This is a genomic window from Pantoea sp. DY-17 (assembly GCF_019795975.1).
GTDB classification, from domain to species: Bacteria; Pseudomonadota; Gammaproteobacteria; order Enterobacterales; family Enterobacteriaceae; genus Pantoea; species Pantoea leporis.
On record NZ_JAIMIG010000004.1, the window covers coordinates 188,936 to 209,191 of the forward strand.

Consider the following 20,256-nt stretch of genomic DNA (forward strand, 5'->3'; position numbering starts at 1 on the left):
CGTCTCCTTCCCCCATTCATGGGGGAAGGCCGGGATGGGGGACAGTAAGCAAAGATCAAAGCAAACAATCTTCAACGCTTAAACAATCCATCCACCATCGCACCCAAATCCTGAGTATTCGACGTCTTAATGTGGCCCTGCGGCGACAGCTTATCAATCACCTGCGGCAATAAGGCAGCCAGCGTACCGGACGCACCCTGTACATCGGTGCCGAGCTTATCCGCCAGCGACTGCAGCTGATCATTGCCAAGCGCATTTTGAATCTCGCCGCCATCAATCGACATGTTACTGCCGCTGCCAAGCCAGCTATTCAGCACCTGCCCGAGTCCGCCCTGTTGAAACTTCTGCAGCAGCACTTCAACGCCGCCCTGTTCCTGCACCCAGTTCCAGATAGCCATCAGCTGTTGCATCTGGTTGCCCTGCCCGCTTCCGTTGCTGTTTCCTAGCGATCCTACTAAATCGTCCAGTAAACCCATAGTCGCCTCCGCAGATTAATTAACCGTCAATAAGTGTAGCCGCAGGAGAAAGGATTAACCTTTATTTGCCGCCTGCACGTGCAGCATGTCCAGCGCCAGTGTGGCTGCGGCCAGCGAGGTCAGATCGGCGTGATCGTAGCCCGGCGCCACTTCCACCAGATCCATACCGACGATATTCATGCCCTGCAAACCGCGAATCAGCTTGGTGGCTTTATCGCTGCTCAAGCCGCCAATCACTGGCGTGCCGGTGCCCGGTGCGTGGGCGGGATCCAGACAATCGATATCAAAGGTCAGATACACCGGCAGATCGCCAACGGTACGCTTCACTTCCGCCAGAATGTCATCAACGCTGCGATCGTTGACCTGCGCGGCATCCAGCACGTTGAAGCCCAAGCTCTTATCGAACTCGGTACGAATACCGATCTGCACAGAGTGCTGCGGATCGATCAAACCCTCTTTTGGCGCGGTGAAGAACATGGTGCCGTGATCGAAAGTAGGACCATTGGAATAGGTATCGGTGTGCGCATCGAAATGCACCAGCGCCATTTTGCCGAAGTGCTTAGCGTGTGCACGCAGCAGCGGCAGCGTGACGTAGTGGTCACCACCAAAGGTCAGCATGCGCTTACCGTTCGCCAGTAGTTTCTCGGCGTGTGCCTGTAGTTTGTCAGAGAGATCCTGTGAATCGCCAAAGGCATAAACCAGATCGCCGCAATCCACCACGTTCAAACGCTGGCGCAGATCGAAATCCCACGGCCAGCGACAGCCTTCCCATGCCAGGTTGGTGGAAATCTGGCGGATTGCCCCCGGACCTAAACGGCTGCCTGGACGACCTGAGGTCGCGGCATCGAAAGGAACACCGGTGATCACCCACTCAGCGTCACTGTCGTAAGGCTGGAAGTTGAGGGGGAAGCGCATGAAACCAAAAGCGTTAGAAACCAATGAGTTATCATAGTGATTGCCCAAGGTGTTATGCATAACTGGTCCTCTTAAGATCCGTAAGTCGATAGGTCTGTTTAGGTATAGATGAAAAAAATCCCCTCAACGTAAATACTACGAGGAAGGGATAGATGGGCGTGATTATTACGAAGATTGAAGTTGGGTGCAATCAATGCTTTGACGTGGTAAGCCTCCAGAAAAATCAAGGTCAATCATTTCGGCTGGAGAGAGCTTGAAACCACAAACGATAATAATTTAATCAAGAATGTTTTGAGCAAAGTGAATAAGGAAAATTGAGCCTTTTCTCAATTATCTTCATAGGAAGGCAGGCAATAATTTCATCGATTGAAAAGTAGCAAATACGATACAAATCAAATAACAACCCATTTAATCAGCTAACTGTAGATGGCAAATCAACGCGACCATTCGAGTCTGCTTATTATCTATTATCTTATCTTCAGCGCATTGGTAACTGTTAAGCCAAGGGCGGTAGCATATCTATTAATCAAGAATACTGTGAGTTTTAAATGGCAAGAAGTGGATTAAATGTACAAAGCGCCACGATTAACGCATTGTTTTTTAGAGAGATAAGAACCAGATTCGGTAAGTTCCGTTTGGGGTATCTCTGGGCGATACTAGAACCATCAGCCCATTTATTAATATTGATGGCCATTTTTGGCTTCATCATGCATAGGACAATGCCAGACATTTCCTTCCCTGTATTCTTACTTAATGGGATCATTCCCTATTTCATTTTTTCTAATATCTCTACTCGATCACTTGGAGCAATTGACGCGAACCAAGGCTTATTTAATTATCGACCGGTTAAACCCATCGATACTGTTTTAGCAAGGGCGATGTTAGAGACGATTATCTACGTAACTGTCTATATATTTCTGATGTTGATTGTTTGGGCTGCCGGGGAGTATTTTTCTGTAGAAAATCTACTGCAAATAGTGGGTGCATGGAGTCTTTTGATTATTTTCTCATGTGGCGCTGGACTCATTTTTATGGTGATAGGTAAAACCTACACAGAAACGCAGAAACTTTTGCCAATTCTCCTTAAACCGCTCTATTTCATCTCGGGAATAATGTTTCCACTGCACGCAGTGCCGAAAGATTACTGGCCATTTCTACTCTGGAATCCCCTCCTGCATGTGGTGGAACTCAGCCGAGCAGCCGTGATGCCGGGCTATAGTAGCGAAGGCGTCAGCCTCATTTATCTCGCCATTCTCACACTAACGACATTATTTTTGGGGCTTGCCATCTATCGCACCCGTGAAGAGGCAATGCTGACATCATGATTAAGATTGAAAATCTCACAAAGTCGTACCGCACCTCATCAGGCCGGCACTTCGTGTTTAAAGATTTGAACCTCACCCTTCCAAGTGGAAAAAGTGTGGCGTTGGTTGGCCGAAATGGCGCAGGTAAATCAACATTACTGCGCATGATTGGTGGTATTGACCGGCCTGATAGCGGCGCAATCACTACCAATAAAACGATTTCCTGGCCGGTTGGCCTTACTGGCGGTTTTCAGGGCAGTCTTAGCGGTAGGGAAAACGTTAAATTCGTCGCGCGTTTATATGCCAAACATAGTGAGATGAAAGAGAAAATAGATTTTGTTGAGTCATTTGCTGAATTGGGTAAATACTTCAATATGCCGATCAAAACTTATTCATCCGGAATGAAATCAAGATTAAGTTTTGGTTTAAGCATGGCTTTTGATTTTGATTATTATCTTGTGGATGAGGTCACCGCGGTAGGTGATGCGCGCTTTAAAGAAAAATGCTCAAGGATGTTCCAGGAACGACATAAAAGTGCGAGTTTTTTGATGGTGTCGCATAGCTTAAGTACGCTCAAAGAGTATTGTGACGCAGCTATTTTCATTGGTAGGGATAATTATGTCAATTATTATGACTCGGTAAATGATGCTATTGAAGCTTACTTAAGAAGTGAAAATAACAAAAATACTATTCCAATATAAATAACACCGCTGATCATTTTACAACAATCTATTTTAGGTAAGAGAAATGAAGGGAATCGAACATCAAGATTTGTTGATACTCATTGGAGAAAAAGGAGGGTTGCAGGCCCGTGATAATGGCTTTTGTTATTTTCAGCATAGAATGAAGTCAGGATTTAAAAACACTTTTTTCATATATAGCAAACAGAATGTCGACATAGAAAAACTTTTACCTTTTAATAAAAACATCATACTTAAGGATAGCAAAAAGCATCATAAGATATTTTATGATGCAGATTACCTCCTGCTTAATGACGGATATCTTGATACTTTCCCCTCTTTTAATAAAAAACCATTAGAAAAGGGCTGGGCTCCCATCGTATACCTTCAACACGGAATCATCTCTTACAAGAGAATATTCATATTTAAAGGTCACTACAACGGTAGAATAAGATATTTTAGCACTTCGTTGAAGTCAGAGAAAAATATCGTTATCAATACACTACAAACACAAAAAGATATTAACCAAACAAAAAGATTAGCCATCAAATACAAAATACCACACTACGATGACTTTTTTTCCAGGAATAACCTGGAAGATTTCTATATCTTGCTACTCCAGCGATATTACGTTAACAAAAATTCTGTTGAGGTAGATGATTTACAGGCGCTAAAGAAACTCATACTGAATATTGGTTTCCTCGACAAAAGAGTGATCAATAGTGGCTTGTCGCGACATGAGCTACTACCAATGAAGAAGAAAAATGAAAAAAACATATTATTCTTTTTTACCTGGCGTGAAGAGTGGACAAAACCTGGCGATGACAATCCATTTTTAGACATAGTTCAGCAGATTAAAAACAGCCAAGGAATCATTGATTATGCAAATAAAAGAAATTTAAACATCGCATTTTATTTGCATGAAAAGATACTCCATCTTAAACCAATGATAGAAAAACTCTATGATGGAGCTATTTCATTTGTCGGGCATGATGACTTTTCAGTAGTATTAAAAGATACGGCTGTATGCATAACAGATTACTCATCAATTGCCTTTGAATTTAACCTGATAAAAACACCGGTTATTTTTCTACAATTTGACTATGATAATTACAAGTTTGAACGAGGTCATTTTTTAAAATCCCCCTATGAATTCAACGGTTCAGTCGTGCGTACTATTGATGAACTTGAAGACCTATTTTCAGACAAAAGCATTGATTTCAAGATCAAACATCGAGCCAGAAAGGATTTCCTTAAAGTCATCCGTGATTATGAAAATTTTAATAAAACCAATAAATTTCTGGATAACGTGATTGCCGATAAACAACAGCACATTGTTTACTGCTGTTATAATATCTATGGCGTTGGTGGAACAGTACAAACAGTTATAAACCAGGCAAATTATCTGGTCTCTGTTGGCTATCAGGTATCCATTATCTCAATGCGGCGCACCAGTGATACACCTAAGCTACAACTTGATCCCAGTGTACGTATTGAATATCTCAATGATGCACGCAGCAATGGCAAGTTCCGCACAAAGCTGGATAATCACCTCGCTCAATATTCTTCAAAGATTTTCAAAAAATCAGAAGATCTTTATAATGGCTTATCTTTGTTGACAGACTTTAAACTGGTAAGCATTATAAAAACCATTAAGAACGCAACAATTATAGGTACATTCCCAGGCCTATGTGTGAATATCATCAAGCATGCCCATAAGTCGAATAAAGTCATTGTTCAAGAACATCGTGAATTTAGCTCACACTCTAAAGAAATACAGATAACTTTGTTAAGAAACTATCCTAAAGCTTATAAGGTACTTACTCTCACCTCTTTTCAAAAAGAAGAGTACAATGCTCAAGGAATTAGTAAGGTTACTCCCATTCCAAATGGACTCGAAGATAAGTTTCCACTAATTTCACAATCGGGTAGGGATATCCAGAAGAAAAGAATTGTTTCTTTTGGTCGTTTGGTTGAGCTAAAACAATTCAATTTATTAATAGAATCTTTTGCAAAAATAGCAAAAAAATTCCCAGATTGGATTTTAGACATTTTTGGTGACGGTGATGAAAAAGAAAACCTTATCAATCAGATTTCAACGCTAGGTTTAACATCGCAAGTTACCATTCATCCACCGACATCATTAGTTTATGAAGAGATCTATAATAGTGCATTCTGCGCACTCACATCTGCTAAAGAAGCTTTTGGGATGGTCTATATTGAAAGCTTTAGCATGAGCAAACCTGTGGTTAGTTATGATATAGGCTATGGTCCTAAAGATTTCCTGGTGAATGAATATAACGCTTTAGTTTCTCCCTGTTTTGATACTCAACACTTTGCCATGAACATGGAAAGACTTATGGCTGATGAGAACTTCCTAATTCAACTTGGAGAGAACAGTCGAAAAACCTATCTTGAGAAATACGAAATATCTAAAGTTATGGATAAGCTATTAAAGGAGTGTGAATGATGACTAAAGCTTCAAAATTATTAAATACCCCCGGTCTTTTCGTTAAGGATGCTTTTAAGAATATTCTGGGTGGAAGATCAAAAGAAATAATTAATGCAGCAAACACAACACCAACGGTTGAAAAAATCACTGAGCCTCCATTACTAAAATATGATAATGAAAAATTAAACATTCATTTAATAGTCATCGACACGATAAGTGATAAAATAAAATTCAAAGAAAGCTTAATAAGGTATCAGTATCGCAGTATTATTAAGTACACTAATTTTAAAAGTCTCTCATACATTAGCCAAAGTATAATAAGCAACAACAGTGACATAAGTGTTTTTAAAAACTACAGTGACGCCTTCAAAAACAAGATAAGAAATATCAGTCCAAAACGAGAGTTATTTATATTTATAGATTTGAACTTTCTATTCCTTAAGAAGGTTACGAATAAAGATTTTATATCTCCAACGGGTATTCCTTATACTTTCATTAAGAATAAAAAAAGAAACATCGACCGAGTAAAAAACACCTTTACAGAACACTTCTGTGAATTTGATTATAATTTTTCACCCGCTGAAAAATTCTGTTGCGTTGATAATATGCAACTTTGTCATTACAACAACATACTTGAGTCTGTCAGTAACCCACATGATTACTTATTCGAGTTCTTACCCATTTCTAACACTATGACTAAGGGAGAGCAAAGTATAATTAAATCACCCATTCAGTTTGCCCTGCTTGATAGAGGATATGAAGAAAAATTCATCTGGATACAATCTGTGCATGGCTCGAAAAGATGTCCTCCCGCCGTAACATTCAACAAGATGAATGATAAAAACGATGACTATGCTATGTTTTTAGATACGATTGTTCCTCATGTTTCACGTGACGAACACTATTTATCCGTGAAGCAGGAATTGAGTCATTAAAATAAAAAAATAAATTAGTCCATTCTCAAAAATCACAGAGTGGATTAATTTTAAAAATGAAACCCAATAAGATGCTAACTATTTCTCTTAGAAAAATCAGGAAATTCAAAAGAGCACCAATACTCTTTTTGAGAGATTACCTATTAAAACGACACCCTTTAATCTTAAATCATAACAATATAATCAATGCAACAGAAGGTATTATTGTTAGTGCTTTACAAAACTCAATAGCTTCCTTCAAACCTGCCTTCAAAATCGATGTTGTATACACCTGGGTCGATGCAAATGATTCAGCATGGTTGCAAAAAAAAAGGCTGCACAGCAATGCAGACATATCATATGCACTTTATGCAACTGAAGAATCAAGATTCAGTAACCATAATGAACTCTATTACTCTCTACTCAGTATTGAAAAAAATATACCGTGGGTAAACAGGATATTTATAGTCACTGACCATCAAACACCATTAATTCCAGATAGCCTCAAGGATAGAGTGGTGTTAGTTGATCATTCCGAAATCATCCCACAACAATATCTGCCCACATTTAACTCACATGTAATTGAAGCTTACCTACACAAAATTAAGGGATTATCAGAACACTTTATTTACTTTAACGATGACTTCTTTGTTGCTCAAAAAAACACCCCTGAGCATTTCTTCAAGTCAAATGGGATAGCGAGTTTATTTGTCAGTAACAAAAGCACTTCATATTCTCCAGGTAAAGAAAGAACAACAGCAACGTTATCAGCATGTCAAAATTGTAACGGTATTTTCGAATCAAAATTTGCTGTTCGATTTGACAATACACTGACTCATACTTATGTACCTTTGATTAAATCTGTTTTTGAAGAAAGTACGTCTATGTTTCAACATGAAATCGCTGCATTTTCCAGAAACAAATTCAGAGCGACGAATGACTTAAATGTTGCTACCTTCCTCGTTCCATATCATCAATATATTCTGGGTAAATCCGCGCCGAATCTGGACATCTGTTTTTATTTTAATATCCGTTCTCCTGCATCAGGCAGTTTCTATCGAGCGCTTATTAATGGCAAAAAAGACAATAATCTCCCACATTCATTTTGTGCGAATGACTTTAGCTCTAATGAATTTAATCATGATGGTTACAGTGAAAGATTGAATGAATTTCTATCATCATTTTTTATCTCGTAAAGTCATGACGTAAAAAGAATGACAAAGCTTCTTTATAGTGATTGCAATCGAAAAACATTTAAAATGAATAGGAACAACGTTGTTATGAATGATAGTTATGAGAAACAGATTGCAAGCTTCATTGCAGCAGGGAATGTTGTTATAGGTAAACCCGAAAAAGTTTTAGGTGATTTCAGTCTAAATTTCCAATCAGGTAAGAACTCCAGCATTACTTTCAGCGAAGGATGCATATTAAATAATGTATCTATTAATATGGAAAATGGTAACGGTGAATGGAAAGTTGGTAAAAAAACCTACATTCGCGGACGTTACTTTATTGGTGCTGGATCTAAAATTGAAATCGGAGATCAAACAGCAATGAATCGTCATGTACTTATTGTTGCTACTGAAGGCGCATCAATCACCATAGGCAAGGATTGCCTTTTCTCTGACATAACGATGTCTACGACAGATTGGCATTCAATCATTGATGATATGACTGGAGAAAGAATAAATCCTGCCAAATGTATCGTCATTGAGGATTCAGTATGGTTGGGTGAGAATGTCACAATTCAAAAAGGCATTACGATTGGAAAGAATAGCATAATTGGCTCCAAAGCATTAGTGACAAAAACCATTCCGCCCGGAAGTTTAGCCGTTGGTATTCCTGCAAAAATAATCAGAGAAAACGTCAGGTGGCAGCGTGCACTCATTCCTATGGACTTCCTGCCAGCAGAACCTTACTAAACAACATGGACTAATATTGAATGGGAACCCGAAATTGACGAACCATGCTGCGCCTGAGTGTCAGCATGGCTTTAATTAACAACGCTGAAATTGAGCTCATTCAAAGTTTTGCACGTCTTCTAATTCATACCAAACTTTACTTGAAAAAACGTTCCATTGGTAATAATGGATATTAACTTGCGTCTGGCAGGTCAAATGTGACATAAAATTTTTGAACAAATAATCATCTGTAGTAAATTGATCCCGCCAAAAAAAATCCAAACCCGACTGAAACGTAACTCCTCGAATGTCGTACAATGCCTCTCCCATCACTTTTAAACGCTTACCATGCATCAACGCTAAAATTCCTGCAGTGCTGTTAATCGTAACCACACCTTGAGCATGTGAAATTAATTCCCGCAAAGGGAGGTCATGAATATAAACTACTCTATCTATAATATTTAAACGCTTGCATAGCTCATTGATCAGCGCTGCGTAATTGCGATGCCCACAATCCATTGGATGATGTTTAATCACCAGATAAGTATCCGCTGGTGCATGCTGCGCAAAAGAGCACATTACCTCACGGATATAATCCCGCACATCATTATAAGGGCTATGATGCTCTATTTGGCTGTCATTATAAACCTGTAAAATCGCCAGGTAATAGCGTTGATCTAGCTCAATCGTTAATCTATTAAGTATATATCTCTGCTTAAATTGATATAATGTCTTGCGCCACCCAGCACGAAACCAATATGTGGCTTCGCGCCAAGGTGAAAATGGTTTATGGTGACAATATTGGTCAAAGGTATGTCGATAATACCAGCTAATGAAGTAATACCAACTGGCATGCGCCATCCTGCGGATTTTAGATGGATAACATGCCTCTATTTTCGCTGCTGGCTGCGCCAGTAGCTGTCGATAGAACTCAGCATCGCGCGGCAATGAAGAGTTGCCATTGACACCGCCCTCCTCGAGCGTAATAAAATTTGGTCGCAGATAACCTTCTTCGAATACGAAAAATCTTACCCCTTGCGTATGCGCCCAGCCCTTCGCTACCTTATGCAGCGTCCGGCAATCGCCAAAGCACAAAATCGTATCAAAGTCATAATCCCGCTTAACTTGGTTGAGCCAAGCCGAAAACTCCTTTTCTGTTTGCATGAAGGCGAGGTATTTACGTTTACGGCAATAGAAGCGGTCGCCGCCGTTGAATACGACATTCACGGCTTCACGCCCTAATGACTCCAGCCAATAAGCCATGTCATTAAAGAAAGGTCCCATTGGCCCTTGCAACAATAGGAACTGCTTTCCTTTTAGCAGCTTTTTAATAGCTTCACTCATGGTTTAGAATGCTAACTTAACCTTAATAAACATTGATAACTTTTTTCCCATCCGCATAAGTCTGTCTCGCCAATTTTTATCAATCACCATATTTGCTCGTGGTGTATTGATGAGAATTTCAATGGCTTCTTCGACTGAAATAGCATCCAGTCGTAACGGATGAATGTAAGTTGGATAGGCAATTAATGCTTGATAGATTAAATCGTAAAGGCCTAACTGTTTCACACGGCGGAAACAATCATGCTCGTCATATGTTAATCCCCATCCAGCATAGAATGGCATGCCGTAGCAGTACACGCGTTTGCCATGCAATAAAGCTTCGAATCCTGAAAGCGATGTCATGGTATGTACTTCATTGGAAACCTGAATACATTGAATAATGTCTGCATCCAGCGCCTGATAATCAGCATATTGATTAATTTCTCTATCAGTAATATGCCCTTTGCGGTTGCCTACTACTACATCTGGATGTGGCTTGTAAATAATGTATGCCGCAGGATTACGCTCCCGTACGGTTCGTAACAAATCCCGATTAGTACAGATTGTAAAGGTGCTGGTCTGAATAGATGCATCATTTTCTACCTGACCTGGCACCAATAATACACGTTTCCCTTTTGAATCGGCTGGCAAAGTAAAATCAACTCCAAGATTGTATTTACTGATTCTGTTATTTACGAGCCGATGATGAATCTTCCTCGCCCGCGAACATTGAGCATCGGTTAATTCACTTTCATTGAGCAACACCTCTAAATCACTGGGTCGCGTGGCATCGTAATAAATACCACGTTTATCCAATACCAAGGACAACGGCGGCATAAGATCTGAACCCAGGCCCGAAGAGCGTAAAAAACCATCTTCCATCCGCCAAACAGGTAATTGTTGGGCTTGCGCTTTTTCCAACCAACGCTGCTCGCCAGCAATTCCCCACACCACACACGCGGTAGCCAGCTTATTACTTTTTGAAAAACTCAGCGTATTGGTAGCGGTACGCAAAAACGGTTTAAGGATGGTGTATTTCCACATCGATAAACCCGGCGCCCAAAGGTGTCCGATACGTGGTAGCTGATAGTTGCGTTGCAATTGGATCCAATGCAAAACATCAAACAGCGTTGCGGGCTCGCCGGTCAACGGGTGGATATAGCGGCTATAGCGCAAGTAGGCCGCCGCAAACAGTTGCTCAAGCGTAGCGTTGCCACGCCGTTCACTTAGCTGCTTAGCTTGTGGATGGCGATCGTCGGTCAATCCCCAACCGGCATACCAGGGTTGGCCAAAGCACGTCACCGGTTTACCTGCCATCAATGCTTCAAATCCATACTGCGAAGTCATGACATAGACACGTGAGACATGCCGCAACAGAGATTGTGGGCTCACATCATCAGCCATGAGATGTATATGATGCGTGGATTGGAAGGAGTGGTAATATCCCGACTTCTTGCCTTGTAGTACGTCCGGATGGACCTTTATCCAGACCACGGCACCAGGATTTTCCCGTATCGCCGCCTCTAACATCAGGACAAAATTATTCGGCCCCGCATTGCCATAGGTTACGGACATGTCACCTAGCGTTTGGTCAATAACTAATACTACATTGCTGGTTGCACATGCTCCTGCAATAAAAGCCGGGGCCTGATTATATTTCGATAAATCTTGCTCAACGATGATGCTCATTGCTCGTTTGGCGTCATCGGCAAGCCGTTGATTAACTTCTCTTTCCTGGATCATCTTCTCTAACTCGCTGGGCCGGTTAGCATCGTAATAGATCCCCAATCTATCCAGCACCAGTGAAAAAGGTGGCGCGCCATTAACGCCAAGATCCAGCGAGCGGATATAGCCATCTTCCAGTCGCAGCACTGATTTTCCTACACCACGCGCCCACGCCACCGGCTGACTTGTGTTGGGACGATATCCCCACACTGCAATGGTGGTCACGGCATCGGCGACAGGCCGTTGCAGCGATAATTTCTGGCACGGCTGGGCCAGGAAATTACGCAAAAATGGAATTCGCCAAATGCCTGAAGAGAATATACCAATCATCACGATGCACCCTTACAGCGTAAGAACCACTTTCGCCGCAACGGCTAATTGATACAGGATGGTGGAAATGCCACGCGTCACTTCGATGCTCTTCGATTCATACTTCGGCAGCACCATTAACTCATCACCTGGATTCAGCGCACCGACATCTTCCGCGTCTTCGGCCGCGCCGTTCTGGCGAATAACGATGACGCGCGCATTACCGGACTTCTGCGTAAAGCCACCACTTTTGGCGATGTAATCTTTCGCGCGTAAGCCTTTCTCCCAGCTCACTGCATTCGGGAACAGCACTTCACCATGTACCAGCACCAGTGAGGTTTTCTGAGGAATGCTAATCACATCACCATCTTCCAGCAGGGTGGCCGCGAGGTTTTTCTCGTTCAGAATGACTTCACCTTTTGGCACGACCTGACGCGCTTTCGCCACAAATCGGCTGACCAATTGCGCTTCCTGGAAGCGAAGACCAGCCTCCTCCTTGGTGGATGATTGCGCAGAAAGCGAGGCTTCCTCTAACTTCTGCAACGCCAGGTTCATCATCTCTTTCTGGCGGGAGGCCACGGAGGGACGATACAGCTTGATGGCACTCATCTGCGACATACTATTAGGTCGAATCTGCTTCAACACCGCCTGCATGTTGGATCCGTAAGGCAGTACCATCGCGTGTTCACCTGAGTGTGCGCCTTCAACGCGGACCTGAATCGTGCTGGCATAGCGATCGGTGCTCACAATCAGTCTGTCACCATCTTGCAGGAAGCGGCCGTTCGCCTCGCGAATTGGATAATATTCGCTGCGCTTTGCTAAACCTTGCTGGCGCACAATAGTAATATGCGTCGCACCCGGTTTGACTCGCGCCCAGCTCAAAGCTTCGGTGACAGGAATAGTGCTGTTGCGAAATTCAAAGTTATAGCTATTGAATACATCGCCTTGCACATTGAACGTATGCTGACGCGGCCCGACCACAATGGTGTCGCCATCGGCAAATTGTGATAATCCCAATTTACCGTTAAGCAAAAAATCATACAGGTTGATATTGGATCGCACTTTATTGCCACGTTTCACTGCAATATCGACGTAGCTACCACGTTCAGGATCAACGCCGCCCGCTTTAATCAAATAGTTCAATAGGGAATCCGACGTCACGCCGCCATATAAACCCGGGCTGTGAACAAAACCGGTGACGTAGACTTTCACAGGCTGTGCCTGTAATAGCGATGCATACACACTGACGTTGGCTTGGTAGACCTGCTTCACTTTGCTGGTAATCAACGCGTTTAGCTGGCTGTTACTAATGCCAGCGACTTTTACCGGCCCCACATTTGGCAGAAAAATGTTGCCTTTGGGATCAACCTGCAACGCGCCGTCAAAAGTAAATGCGCCCCATAAACGCACCTGAATGCTATCTCCTGGATTCAGGATATAGCCGGGATTGAAACCTACGCTTGCCCCGTTCTCTCCGCTATTGCCATTAAACAGCTGGGCACCAAACATACGGCTAAGTACCACAGGTGCAACTGGCACAGGCGTATCATCAAATCCGCTGTTATTGCTGCTGATATTTACCGGTGCCGAATTGAGCAAAGATTGTGTTTTAACGCCGGTTAAGTTTGCATCAGAATTAATATTTAAGGCCGCATTGGCCTGCGCAGTGAAGCAAGCTGCGATCATTACAAATGATTTTAAAATTTTCATAACAGACTCATTCTGCGACAGCATTAATCCCGATGATCTTCAATCACCGCCAATATCAGTTTCAGGGTGCCAAACATTAAGCAGCACACCAGCAACCAGCAGGCGATCAAATACGGAATGTTGGGGAAAGTGGACTCTTGCGGCTGCTGCGGTGAACTGATCACCGAAAGCACTTTCAGTTTGCGAGCGGCTTCCACGCGTGTTTTTTCGATGGAGATCAGCGCGAGCTTGTAAAGCTCATTATCAAAGGTGACACGCGATCTAATCTCTTCAAACTCCACCGCCATGCGGTTAAGTTTGTCGCCCTGCGGCGCGGTGATTTTGCCTTTCTCGTTATCGATCTGCGCCTGCATCGAGGCAATGGCGTTACGTACGCTGACAACTTGCGCAGCGTCATCACGCAGATAGGTCAGCAGAGTACGCAGCTCCGCTTCCATCTGGATCTTCTGGCCCATCAGCGTGTTAACCAGTGAACTGGCTGCTAACGCTTGCGCTTCAGGATCCAGCACATTGTTGCTGTTCTGATACGCCAGCAGCTCGGATTTACTGTTATTCAGGCGTGAGCGGGACTTTTCCATCTCCTTTTCCGCAAAGGTCAGCTGATCACGCGCAATACGGTGCGACAACTCATTAATGAAGCGTTCGGACTCTTTCAGCACCGCTTTATTAAAGTTAAGGGCAAACTCCGGCGTAAAGCCTTGCGTGCGAATAGCCAGCAATCCGGCTTTATCGTCATACGTTACGCTGAGACGTTCACGATAATAACGCAGGAATTTTTCGGTAGTTTCATCAGGAGACAGATGGTGCAAGAAATCCAGCCCGCTTTGGCTGAAGGCTTGACGGAAATTAAGTTGTTTATCTAGCACTGCCAGCATATCCGGCGAATTGATGTACTCCTTTAAGTAGAGTGCATCTTCAACCGAACTGGGATTAATCGCCCCCAACAACAAGCCAAAATTCACATTATTGCTGGCAAGATCATCTGAGCGTTTAATCGCGACTTTGGATTCGCTCACAAAACGCGGCTGACTGAATATTGCCAGATAAATAATCAGCAACGTCATTGGGAGAAAAATGATCGCTTTTCCGAGGTGCTGTTTAAGATTGGCGAAAGAAACAACGCCCAATCTTTTTTCAAACTTTGATAAGGTGGAATTCTCTTTTATTAACATGAAGCAATCATCAAATATTCATAAGCGTGCCGTAGCACATCATTGAGGTTCGGCCTGCGGCTCTGCGCATTAATAACCCTGCCGCCCCTCGAGGAAAATCCAATATTTCGTGATGTTTTTTGGTGACGAATTGCAGCGTATTAAAGAAAAGTACCGCGTCCGTCTTCCCGCGCTCGAAAATAAAACCACGTTGATTTGTTCATAATTTCATATGCGTAACGTATCAAAGCGCTCAGCTTAGCGTTAAGCGCACTTAGCGCCTTTGAGAAACGGCTTGTTATCGTTCACTTCGGGAACCCCTTTTCTCTAATAACAAGCCAGCTCAAGACATTTCTTGCTATAATTAATTATATGAGTGCGGGATTTGATATTTAACGGTTCGTATAATAGTTGCCGAAACTTCATGGTGCCCTCATCAATCACCCAAATAAAAAACCGCCGTTTCCTGAAGAAAACAGCGGTTTTAAACTAACGCGTTATACCGTTCCAATTAGCGTTCGCGCATCGCCTCTTGCGCTTTGTTAAACGGCTTAATCAGATAATCCATCACCGTCTTCTCACCGGTCTTGATATCCACGGTAGAAACCATGCCGGGACTGATGGAGAAGCGCTTACCGGCTTTATTCTGCACGTAGTCGTTATCGGTACGGATAAACACGCGGTAATAGTAAATTTCCGGTTTCACCTCATCCTGAATGGTATCCGGCGAGATGCTCTCCACCACGCCGTTCAGGCCGCCATAAATGGCGTAGTCATACGCCGAGATCTTCACCACCGCCCGCTGGCCGGGACGGATAAAGGCGATATCGCGCGGTGACAAACGCGCTTCAATCAGCAGACGATCGTTCATCGGCACAATGTTCATCAGCTCGCCATTCGGTGGGACCACGCCGCCCACGGTGGAGACTTTGATGTTTTTTACGATGCCGCGCATCGGCGAACGGATGGTCAGTCGCGTCACCGTGTCTTCACGCCCTTTCACCACTTGCGCCATGCTGTCGGCTTCGGCGTTGGCTTTCGCCAGCTCCTCACGCGCCTGCACGTAATATTGCGAACGCATATCGGTGAGTTTCAGCTCCAGATCTGATTTATCGCGCTGCAAACGCAGCACTTCCACGCTACTGGCGGCACCGGTTTTGGCCAGACGCTGCGTGATGGCCAGCTCGCGGTTAGCCAGCGCCAGCGACTCTTTAAACTGCGCAGTCGCATCCGTGAGCTGTGCGCGGCGGGTTTTATACAGCCGCGTTTCTGACGCCATCAGATCGGGGAACTCATTCAACTCTGCCGGGAAACTCAGCGGCTGATCGTTCACTTCCGCATTGAGACGCGCGGCGGCAGCCAATGCCGCACGATAGCGTGCCGCACTTTCGCCGACGTTGGATTGCGAGCGCGTGGCATCGAGGCGCGCCACCACTTGCCCAGCCTGCACCTGATCGCCTTCGTGCACATACAGCTCGGTGAGGATGCCGCCTTCCAGCGATTGCAGCACCTGATCGCGCGAGCTGGGGATCACTTTGCCGGTGCCAGTTGAGACTTCATCCAGCACGCCAAACCAGGCCCAGATCACCGCAACGAGGATCAGTGCGGTGCTGATGACGATCAGCCGCACCGCGCCGGTGTAATGGGTTTCGGATCGCAGCTCGCCGAGCAGATCGTCGGAAGAATCCACTTCTGCCGCCGTCACTAAGCGCAGTCTTGCCGGTAATTGTTTGATCATGATTGCGCCTCCGGCAGGCTGCCGTTAGCACGCGGTGCCGGCAAGGCGTTCTCTTTCGGGCTGTCCATCACCAGTTGTCCCTCTTTCAGCACCAGCACACGATCCACTAGCGCGAGGATCGCCGCACGGTGCGTCGCCACGATCAAGGTGCGCCCGTTGAGCCACTGACCGAGACGTTCGATAAACTCTTTCTCGGTGTGATCGTCGAGCGCCGCCGTCGGTTCATCCAGCAGGATGATGTTGGGATCGCGCAGCAGCATGCGCGCCAGCAGCAGCGACTGACGCTGTCCGCCCGAAAGCCCAACGCCGCCTTCCATGATCGGATGGTCGAGGCCGAGCGGCAGACGACGAATGAAATCTGCGCCGCCGCTGACGGTGAGCGCGCCAAAGATGGCATCATCGGTGGCGTGCGCCGCGCCCATGGTGAGATTCTCGCGCAGCGTGCCGTGGAACAGCCGCGCGTTTTGCGTTAGCAGGCCAACGTTACGCCGCACATCGGCCACATCAATGTGCGGCAGGCTGAGGTTATCCAGCCGCAGTTCACCGCCGACCAGATCGATGCCGCCAATCATCGCCTGCAGCAAGGTCGATTTACCCGAACCGTTGCGTCCCAGCACCGCAATACGCTCGCCCGGTTTGATGATCAGGCTTTTAATGCGCAGCGCGATGTTCATCGAATCGGTGTAGTAACGGAACATTGCGTCGGTGAACTGATAGTGACCAAACAGCACCGGCGTGTGGATCCGCGTTTCGTCTTTGCTGTTTTCCACCGGCAAATTCATCAGCGCATCGAGGCTGCCTTTCGCCGCTTTCACCTGCTGCCAGCGCGCCAGCACGCCACACAGCGTGGCCATCGGCGCAATCATGCGCGAGGAGAGCAGCGACGCCGCCACAATCGCACCGGTGGTAATATCGCCGTTGATCACCATCGGCGCACCGATCACAATCACGCTGGCGTATACCAAACCCTGTACCGTCACGCCCCAGGTAATCAGCGAGTGCATCACTTTGCGCATCTCCACGCCGGATTGCGCGGTAATGCGAATGTAGCTGTTCCACTGTTGCAGGAAGCGATCTTCCGCCTGCATCAGCTTGATATCTTCCAGCCCTTGCACGCTCTCCACCAGCACCGCATTACGCAGCGTCGACTCTTTCAGGTTCTGCTGCGCCAGCTTCGCCAGCTTCTTCTGGCTCAGCACGCCCGGCAGGATCATCAGCAGCACCGCCACCGGCGCAATCCACGCCAGCTGCGGCGCGATAATCGCCATCACCAGCATGAACAGCAGGAAGAACGGCATATCGACAATCGAGGTGACCGTGGTGGACGTGACCATTTCGCGGATCGCCTCCAGCTCGCGCAACTGCGAGATAAAGGTGCCGGTCGAGCGCGGCACCGCGCTGTTACGCAGCCGCAGTGCGTGACCAAATACCCGATCGGAGACGCGCATATCGGCACGCTTGCCCAGCAGATCGGTCACGTGATCGCGCCCAACGCGCAGAATATAAGTGAACACCACCGAGATGATCACGCCGATATACAGCACATACAGCGTGGGATAGGACTGCGCCGGAATCACCCGATCGTACACCTGCATCGAGAAGATAATACCGACCAGCGCCAGCAGGTTGATCAGGAAGGATCCGAGCATCACGTAGCCGTACGGCCGCAGATCGTGCAGCACCAAACGGCGCAGCCAATCCGGTTTTACCGTGGCGAGATAGCGATCGACGCGGCTATCTTTGGCGGCGGTAACCGGACGCAGCGCGGCGGCAAAGCGGATTTCCGGCAGCAACGTCTCCAGCGCAATCGGTGCGGGCTGTTCATCACCGGCAAAATGCACCCGCACTTCATCGTCGCCATCAAACTGGGTGATAACGCCCACCTGGCCGTCGGCCAGCTCGATCGCCAACGGCAAGCGCCAGCTGGTGATCTCCCACTTATTCTCTTCATATAATTGCAGCGATAAGCCGGCCTGGCGCGCCAGATGGCGTAACGCTTTATCGCGTGACTGTTTGCCCTGCCATTCGGCAGCGGCCATGATCATGCCCGGCGAACAGGGCAAGCGATAATGGCTGGCGATCAGGATGATTGCGGTGGCCCATCCGTGTAAGGGCACGTTTCCCCCGGACGCGCTATCAGGCGCGTCGGGAATCTGTAATTGCGTCATGGCTGGATCTCCACGGACTGGATCCGCTGATTATTCAAAGCAAACGCCGACCGCATATGCCCGGTGCTGTAGAGGCAATCGAGCTGCAGTGAGCGTAACTGGCTGATGGTTTGCTGCAATGTGAAACGGGTCTGGAACACTTCCTGCTCGGCGTTGAGCACGTCCAGCAGCGGACGGGTGCCGAGTTGCAGATACTGATCCTGATAGAGCGACTGGGTTTTCTCGCCCAGCGTCTGTTGCCGACCCATGATCGCCAGGCTGAGCGCCAGGCTTTGCGACGCGTTCTGCGACTCGCTTAGCTGCTGACGCGCTTTAAGCCGCGCCGAGTTGACGGCCGCATTGGCGGCCTGCAATGCATTGGCGGCCGCGTCCCGGCTGGCGGTGATACCGCCGCCCTGATAGAGCGGCATTTCCACTTTCACAAACGCCGAATATTGGGTGCGATCCAGCGATTCGCTGCCGGAATAGTGATTATTGAGATAATGCGTCACCTGCGGTTCCAGCGAGATGGTTGGCATGTTTTGCGCGTTAGCATTATCGAGTTTGGCCTGCGCCTGATTGGCCTGCGCCCAGGCCGCCAGCACCGACGGATTGAGCTTGTCATCGGCTTTCGCCACCTGACAGGACTGGGTGAGTTTGGTGGGAAAATCGTCGCTGACCTTTTTCACCAGCGGCCAGCCAAGATAGGTTGCCAGCGTGGCGCGCCAGCGGTCGAGGTTGGCTTGATACTGCGTTAGGGTGGTACGCGCGCCTTCGATACGCGCATCGGTTTGGGTGGCATCCGAAAGCGACGCCGCGCCCTCTTCATTACGCTGGCGCGCCAGATCGCCAATCTTACTCAACGCCGTGAGCTGCTCACGCGCAATTTTGACCAGTTGCTGATAACCCTGCACTTCCACCAGCGCCGCGGCGGTATCGTGCGCCACGGTATCAATGCTCACCAGCACGTTGGCCTGCTCCTGCGCCACGCCCGCTTCGGCGGAACGCACCGAACTGCTGACCTTGCCGAAGTCATACAACATCTGTGAAACCGACAGCACAAACGACGGGCTGAAGCCCTTTTCGCTGTAGGCATTGCTGTAGCCGTTGTTCATGCCGGCACTGATTTGTGGATAGTATTTGGCTTTCGCCACATCAACCTGATTAGCCTGCTCCAGCATTTTTCCTACTGCCTGAGCGATATCGGGATGCCACTGAACAGCGCGCTGCACCGCCTGGTTGATGGTGAGAAAGTCGGGGACGTTGGCGAGGGCGGGTTCCGCCACTTCACCGGTTAATGAAGGCAGTTCTTGCTGTTGCGCTAAACCTGCTGAGGTGATGTGCCCCGCCCGGGTTAACGCGTCACTGGCCGCTAAAAGTGGAGAACTGTAAAGTAAAGCCATGCCCACACAGAGAACGCTGAGCTTAAACGAACGGCGAAAAGTTGCGCCTGAGTGCATCAGTTCCATCGATAGTCCACCAGTCAATAAAGAGAAAGGGGCACATCCCTG

Annotated in this window: 15 protein-coding genes; 6 read left to right on the forward strand and 9 right to left on the reverse strand. The window is 46.5% G+C overall.

Annotated elements, in window-relative coordinates:
- Positions 1 to 71: 71 nt before the first annotated feature.
- Positions 72 to 476, reverse strand: coding sequence for a YidB family protein (locus K5Y33_RS17775; RefSeq protein ID WP_101761933.1), 405 nt, complete (start codon positions 474 to 476; stop codon positions 72 to 74).
- Between the two features lie 54 nt (positions 477 to 530).
- A complete protein-coding gene (gene speB, locus K5Y33_RS17780) occupies positions 531 to 1,451 on the reverse strand; it encodes an agmatinase (RefSeq protein ID WP_217549400.1) in 921 nt (306 codons plus the stop codon).
- Between the two features lie 488 nt (positions 1,452 to 1,939).
- Here speB and K5Y33_RS17785 point away from each other — a divergent pair, with 488 nt between their 5' ends.
- From K5Y33_RS17785 to K5Y33_RS17810, 6 genes are all read left to right on the forward strand, one after another.
- Complete coding sequence (locus tag K5Y33_RS17785; protein WP_110868005.1) at positions 1,940 to 2,716, forward strand: ABC transporter permease; 777 nt, start codon at positions 1,940 to 1,942, stop codon at positions 2,714 to 2,716.
- The gene (locus K5Y33_RS17790) at positions 2,713 to 3,396 is read left to right on the forward strand and encodes an ABC transporter ATP-binding protein (protein WP_222234724.1); all 684 of its coding nucleotides are present in this window, start codon (positions 2,713 to 2,715) and stop codon (positions 3,394 to 3,396) included. Before K5Y33_RS17785 ends, K5Y33_RS17790 begins: the two co-directional genes overlap by 4 nt.
- Positions 3,397 to 3,442: 46 nt before the next feature.
- Entirely contained in the window at positions 3,443 to 5,845 is a 2,403-nt protein-coding gene (locus K5Y33_RS17795; RefSeq protein ID WP_222234725.1) for a glycosyltransferase, read from the forward strand.
- Positions 5,842 to 6,762 (forward strand): hypothetical protein, encoded by a 921-nt coding sequence (locus tag K5Y33_RS17800; protein WP_222234726.1) that lies wholly within the window; start codon positions 5,842 to 5,844, stop codon positions 6,760 to 6,762. The genes K5Y33_RS17795 and K5Y33_RS17800 overlap by 4 nt, the downstream gene beginning before the upstream one ends.
- Before the next feature lie 56 nt (positions 6,763 to 6,818).
- Entirely contained in the window at positions 6,819 to 7,937 is a 1,119-nt protein-coding gene (locus tag K5Y33_RS17805; protein ID WP_255610360.1) for a Stealth CR1 domain-containing protein, read from the forward strand.
- Positions 7,938 to 8,021: 84 nt separating this feature from the next.
- Positions 8,022 to 8,663 carry an acyltransferase gene (locus tag K5Y33_RS17810; RefSeq protein ID WP_192412055.1) on the forward strand — a complete coding sequence of 214 codons (642 nt, stop codon included), beginning with the start codon at positions 8,022 to 8,024 and terminating at the stop codon, positions 8,661 to 8,663.
- A gap of 96 nt (positions 8,664 to 8,759) precedes the next feature.
- On the opposite strand, the gene K5Y33_RS17815 is transcribed toward K5Y33_RS17810, so the two are convergent.
- From K5Y33_RS17815 to K5Y33_RS17845, 7 genes are all read right to left on the reverse strand, one after another.
- The gene (locus tag K5Y33_RS17815) at positions 8,760 to 9,986 is read right to left on the reverse strand and encodes a capsule biosynthesis protein (protein WP_222234728.1); all 1,227 of its coding nucleotides are present in this window, start codon (positions 9,984 to 9,986) and stop codon (positions 8,760 to 8,762) included.
- A 3-nt stretch (positions 9,987 to 9,989) separates the two neighbouring features.
- Positions 9,990 to 12,020, reverse strand: a complete 2,031-nt coding sequence (locus tag K5Y33_RS17820) for a capsular polysaccharide biosynthesis protein (protein ID WP_222234938.1) — start codon at positions 12,018 to 12,020, stop codon at positions 9,990 to 9,992.
- Between the two features lie 12 nt (positions 12,021 to 12,032).
- A complete protein-coding gene (locus K5Y33_RS17825; RefSeq protein ID WP_222234730.1) occupies positions 12,033 to 13,709 on the reverse strand; it encodes a polysaccharide biosynthesis/export family protein in 1,677 nt (558 codons plus the stop codon).
- Between the two features lie 23 nt (positions 13,710 to 13,732).
- Entirely contained in the window at positions 13,733 to 14,881 is a 1,149-nt protein-coding gene (locus K5Y33_RS17830) for a capsule biosynthesis protein (RefSeq protein ID WP_222234732.1), read from the reverse strand.
- A gap of 490 nt (positions 14,882 to 15,371) precedes the next feature.
- Complete coding sequence (locus K5Y33_RS17835; RefSeq protein WP_222234733.1) at positions 15,372 to 16,598, reverse strand: HlyD family type I secretion periplasmic adaptor subunit; 1,227 nt, start codon at positions 16,596 to 16,598, stop codon at positions 15,372 to 15,374.
- Complete coding sequence (locus K5Y33_RS17840; RefSeq protein ID WP_222234735.1) at positions 16,595 to 18,766, reverse strand: type I secretion system permease/ATPase; 2,172 nt, start codon at positions 18,764 to 18,766, stop codon at positions 16,595 to 16,597. Before K5Y33_RS17840 ends, K5Y33_RS17835 begins: the two co-directional genes overlap by 4 nt.
- Positions 18,763 to 20,214: a TolC family outer membrane protein gene (locus K5Y33_RS17845; RefSeq protein ID WP_222234737.1), complete on the reverse strand. Its 1,452-nt coding sequence runs from the start codon at positions 20,212 to 20,214 to the stop codon at positions 18,763 to 18,765. Before K5Y33_RS17845 ends, K5Y33_RS17840 begins: the two co-directional genes overlap by 4 nt.
- Positions 20,215 to 20,256: the final 42 nt, after the last annotated feature.